We start from the raw sequence: 5,070 nt of genomic DNA, 5'->3' as shown, positions 1-5,070 counted from the left end.
TACGGGCGGCGGGTCCGGCAGCGCGGCGAGCAGTTGGGCGGCCACCGCCGCGACGTCGGCCACAAGCGCGTCCCCGAACGCGGCCCGGGCCGCCGCCGCCGGATCACCGCTCACGGCGACGAGCTCGGCGCCCTCCGGCAGCCAGGGGCCGGGCCGGTAGGCGTGGTAGCGAAAGACGGGAGCGCCCAGTACGAGTACGAGATCGTGCCCGGCCAGGCGCTCGGCCACGCCCGCGATGCTCGGCGGCAGCACACCCTGCCACAGCGGATGCCGGGTCGGGAACGGGCACCGCGGCGGGGTGGGCGCGGTCCACACCGGTGCCCCGAGCCGTTCCGCCAGCTCGACGACAAGGTCGAAGGCCCGCTCATCGTCGGCCTCCGGTCCCGCCACGAGCGCCGGCGCCTGTGCGCGCGACAGGCGATCGGCCAGTTCGGCGACCACGTCGGGGGTGGCGGCGCCGGCGGATCGCACGCGCCGTGCGGCCAGGTGGGCGACCTCGTCGGCATCGACGTCCCGCGCCCAGTCGTCCAGTGGCAGGGACACGAACACGGGGCCGGCCGGCGGCAACGCGGCGAGGTGGAACGCCTCCGAGAGCGCCCGCGGCACATCCTGCGCTCGGGCCGGCTCGAACGCCCATTTCACCTGCGGTTCGGGCACGCGGGTCATCGCCGGTTCGGCCAGCACGGAGCCCAGCCCGATCATCGCCCGTGCCTGCTGCCCCGCGGTCACCACCAGCGGCGTGTGAGAGGCACGGGCGTTGGCCAGGTTGCCCATCGCGTTGCCGAGCCCGGCCGCCGAATGCAGGTTGACCAGCGCCGGGCGGCCCCCGGCCTGGGCGTAGCCGTCGGCCATCGCAAGCACCGACCCCTCGTGCAGGCCGAGGACGTACCGAAAGTCTTCCGGGAACCCGTCGAGGAAGGGCAGCTCGTTCGAGCCGGGATTCCCGAAGACCGTCGTCAGGCCCCAGCCGCGGAGCAGGTCGAAGGTCGTCTCGCGAACGGTCGGCATGTGTCCTCCCAGAGGTCGAGCGCCACGGCGACCGGCCCGGTCGCCGTGGAGGGTGAGCACCGTAACGGTTCCGCCAACATGGCAAGGACGCGCCAGATGCTCATGCGACAGATGTCTCGCTCAGGCTTGCCGAATCACCTCGGGGACATCGGGTCCGATGCCCACGGGTTCCGCGGCGACCTGCCTGTACCGTCGTGGCCCAACGCGTACGAGCGTCCGTTCACGCATCCCGGTGCGTCCCCACCCCAAGGAATCAGCCGATGGCGTCTCTGGACCACCTCCCCGAGATCAGGACCGGGCTCTTCATCGACGGCGAGGCCCGTGAAGCCCAGGACGCGCTGCAGATCGTCGACCCGGCGGACAACGCGTGCGTCGTGGGTCACGCCGCCGCCGCCAGCGCTGGGCAGGCGGGCCACGCGGTCGCCGCGGCCGACCGGGCGTTCCCCGATTGGGCCGCCCGCACGCCACGCGAGCGCGCCGAGCTACTGATCGCGGCGCTCGCCGGGCTCGAGGGCGACCGCCCTGCGACGGCCGAGGCGCTCACCCGCGAGAACGGAAAGATCCGGATGGAGTCCGTCGTGGATTCCCTCGTGTTCGAGCATCGCTTCCGGCTCGCCGCCGACCTCGCCGACGAACTGGGCCGGGTGACCCGGCTGGCGGCTCCGCCATACCGGACCGTGGTGTCCTACCTTCCGCTCGGCGTCGTGACGATCATCGTCCCGTTCAACTGGCCGCTGGCGATCCTCGCAGCCTCGCTGCCGCAGGCGCTGCTGGCGGGCAACACCGTCGTGGTCAAGCCGCCGCCCACCGCACCGCTCGCCACCGTCCGCACCGTCGAGCGGGTCGCGCAGGCACTCCCGCCGGGCGTCCTCAACGTCGTGACGGGCAGCGACACGGAGATCGGCCCCGCGCTGATCCAGGACGACCGGGTCAAGAAGATCTGCTTCACCGGCAGTGTGGCCGGTGGCAAGCGCATCATGTCGATGGCCGCCGAGTCCTTGACCCGCGTCGCACTGGAACTCGGCGGGAATGACCCGGCGATCGTGCTCGCCGACGCCGACCTCGGCCCCGAGGCGATGCGACGCCTGTTCACGGGGGTCTTCGACTCCACCGGCCAGATCTGCATGGCCGCCAAACGCCTCTACGTACACCGCTCGCGCTATGAGGAGGTGGTCGAGGGACTGTCCGGAATCCTCGCCGCCACCCGCCTCGGCCACGGACTCGATGAACAGGTGACGATGGGCCCGCTGCACAGCCGGCGCCAACTACAGTACGTCCGGGAGCTCGTCGACGACGCGCGCGACCGCGGCGCCGAGGTCCGCGAGTTCGGGGAACCCGCCGAGGGCGCCGACCTGTCCCGGGGCAACTTCCTGCGCCCCTCCCTCATACTCGCGCCTGCCGACGACACGCGCGTCGTGGTGGAGGAGCAGTTCGGCCCCACCCTGCCGATCCTGGCCTTCGACGACGAGAACGAGGCGGTGGCCCGCGCCAACGACACGTGGTCGGGACTGTGCTCGTCCGTGTGGACGGCGGACCTCGACCGCGCCGCGACACTCGCGTCCCGATTGCGCACGGGCTACACCTTCGTGAACGCCCACGGGGCCGCACACCTTGACGAACGCGCGCCGTTCGGCGGCTTCGACCAGAGCGGCATGGGCCGTGAGATGGGCATCGAGGGGATCCGCGAGTTCATGGACACCCACGCCGTCGGCTTCCCCGCCGCAGACACCGGCCGATGAGTCGGCCCGATCCGCTCAGGACGGTCTAGGCCCGTGCCTTGTGGCGCGCCGGCCTTGGGAGGATCACCAGAGTGGTGAGGACGCCGACGGCGACGGCACCGGCGCCGGCGAGCAGGGCGCTGCGGTAACCGAAGCCCGCCCCGAAAAGTGTGAGATAGGCGGCCACCGAGAGGGCTCCGCCGATATGGGTGGTGGACTCGAACAGGGCTGAGGCGGTGCCGCGGTCGCCCGTGGCGGCGTCACCGATGCACTCTCTGGTGAGCCCCACATAGACGGGGCCCGCGCTGAGGCCCCAGGCGATGAACCAGGGCAGTACGGCAGCGAGGTCGCCTCCCGCGTTCACCGCCACCAGTGTCAGCGTGAACGCGCAGAGCACAAGAGCCCCGGCGACGACGACGCGGGAGCCGTACCTGCGGATGAGCGCCCCGGCGGGCAGGGCGCTGACGAGGGATGCCAGCAGCACCGGCGCCAGGATCAGACCGGCCCCCGCGGCCGACAGCCCGTGGACGTCCTGCAGATACAGGCTGCCCACCACGACGACTGCGGCGTAGGCGGCCGAGTGGGCGGCGAAGGCCAGGCAGCAGCCGACCAGCCTGCGCGAGCGCAACAGGCCCGGCCTGACAAGGGGGTGGGGCGCGCGCCGCTCGACCACGACGAGGCCGGCGAGGAGCCCCAGTCCCCCGACGATCGGGCCGAGCGTGACCGCGGCCGCCGGGCCGGGCTCCGCGAGCCGGCCACAACCGTAGATCAGCGCGACCGGGCCAACCGTGGCGAGTACAGCGCCGGCGATGTCGAACCGTTCCCGCTCCGGCCGGCCGGGCGGGTCCGGGGGCAGGAACGTCATGGCGGCGGCCACGGCCAGGACGCTGACGGGCACGGGCGCGAGGAACACCCACCGCCACCCGAACTCGGCTGCGAGCAGACCACCGCAGACAGCGCCGGCGAGCCCAGCCGAGTTCCCCGAGACCGCGACCACGGAGAAGACCCGGCTGCGCCACGGCTCCTCGGGGAACAGCGTCGCAGCCATCGCCAGCGTGGCCGGAATCGCGAAGGCGGCGGCGACTCCCTGCAGCACCCGGCCGGTCAGCAGCAGCGGCAGCCCTGGGGCCGATCCGGCGAGCAGCGAACCTCCGGCGCACAGGGTCAGACTTGCGACCAGCAGGCGTCGCCGCCCCCAGACATCACAGACCCGTCCGCCGAGCAGCAGCAACCCTCCGATGCTCAGCGAGTACAGGCTCACCACCCACTGGAGCGTTGTGGGGCGGAGGTCGAGTTCCGCGCCGATCCTGGGCAGCGCGGTGGCGACCGCCAGGCTGTCGAACAGAACGAGGAACATCGCACTGCCCAGCACCATCGCGGTGGGCCAGCGACGGATCACCGCCGATGACGGCACGGACGCGACCGTGTCGCTCACGCTCATCGGACTCCTCCCGACAACTGTCGGCCTGAACACGCGACCGAAGACGGCCGATCGCATGGAGGTACCGCGACAACTCCGAAGTAACCCTGGATTCCCGAGAACCGCTCAGGCATCTCACAGCGAGCGCTAGGGCGAGCGCGGTCGTCCGCTCTGCCCCGGCGGCGAGCGCGGTCGTGGCGTGCGAATCGGCGTAAATGGTTCGCGGCGCATCGACGCGCTGCCTACGCTGGCCCTGGCGTCCGGACGAACGGGAGACCCGTGGCCGATCTCAGCACCAGCGGCACCGACCACGCGAGCGGTTCCGACAGCGGCTCCGATCCCGTCCCCGGCCCCGGGAGCCTCGACGGGGAGGTCGGGGCGGCCGATGCGCGGGCCCTCGCCATCGGCATGCAGCGGCTCATGCGCTCGGCGGGGAATCGGCTCGACGCCGAGAACGCCGACTCACCGCTCGTCGCCCGGCTCACCGACCACGTCGGCGTACCGTTCACCGAGCTGGTCGCCGTCACGCAGGAGCACCGGTCCTGGGAGCACGCCGGGCTGCAACGCGGTATCGACGCCTACCTCGACGCCCACTCGCCCGGCGCCGAATGGTTCGGCGTCGTGGGGGCCGAACGGCATTTCGACAACCTCGCCGCCATGCTCACCGCCGCGCTCCAGCACGGCATGTACGAGCTCGGCCGGCCCCAGTACGCGACCGCCGCCACCGGCCCCGACACCGCGATGGAGGTCGTCGAGCTCGGCCTGGTCTCCACCGTGGCGCCCGGCGGTGCCCCGGTCGTGTTCGGCGTGATGACGCGAGAGTCATACGAGAGCCTGTGCGTCCTCACCGTCTTCGCCCGGGACCGGGCGACCGCCGCGGCGGCCCGCGACGAGGTGGACCGGCTGCGTGAGGAGCACGACGTG

At 72.3% G+C, this 5,070-nt stretch carries 4 protein-coding genes; 2 read left to right on the top strand and 2 right to left on the bottom strand.

Translation table 11 applies throughout. The features are described 5' to 3' along the window. Positions 1-1,008, bottom strand: a 1,008-nt coding sequence (locus HKK72_RS35790; RefSeq protein WP_261987524.1) for a thiamine pyrophosphate-binding protein, incomplete at its 3' end; no start/stop codon positions are given. A 260-nt stretch (positions 1,009-1,268) separates the two neighbouring features. Here HKK72_RS35790 and HKK72_RS35785 point away from each other — a divergent pair. After that, complete coding sequence (locus HKK72_RS35785; RefSeq protein ID WP_187238835.1) at positions 1,269-2,747, top strand: aldehyde dehydrogenase family protein; 1,479 nt, start codon at positions 1,269-1,271, stop codon at positions 2,745-2,747. Positions 2,748-2,772: 25 nt separating this feature from the next. Here the strand turns inward: HKK72_RS35785 and HKK72_RS35780 are convergent, their stop codons facing one another. Beyond that, entirely contained in the window at positions 2,773-4,167 is a 1,395-nt protein-coding gene (locus HKK72_RS35780; protein ID WP_187238834.1) for an MFS transporter, read from the bottom strand. 258 nt (positions 4,168-4,425) lie between these two features. On the opposite strand from HKK72_RS35780, the gene HKK72_RS35775 reads away from it, so the two are divergent. Beyond that, the coding region (locus HKK72_RS35775) for a hypothetical protein (RefSeq protein ID WP_222721565.1) at positions 4,426-5,070 on the top strand (645 nt) is incomplete at its 3' end.

This window comes from Actinomadura sp. HBU206391 (assembly GCF_014323665.1).
Taxonomy (GTDB): Bacteria; Actinomycetota; Actinomycetes; order Streptosporangiales; family Streptosporangiaceae; genus Actinomadura_C.
The sequence above is the reverse complement of the archived record's forward strand: the minus strand, read 5'-3'. Positions and strand labels throughout refer to the sequence as shown.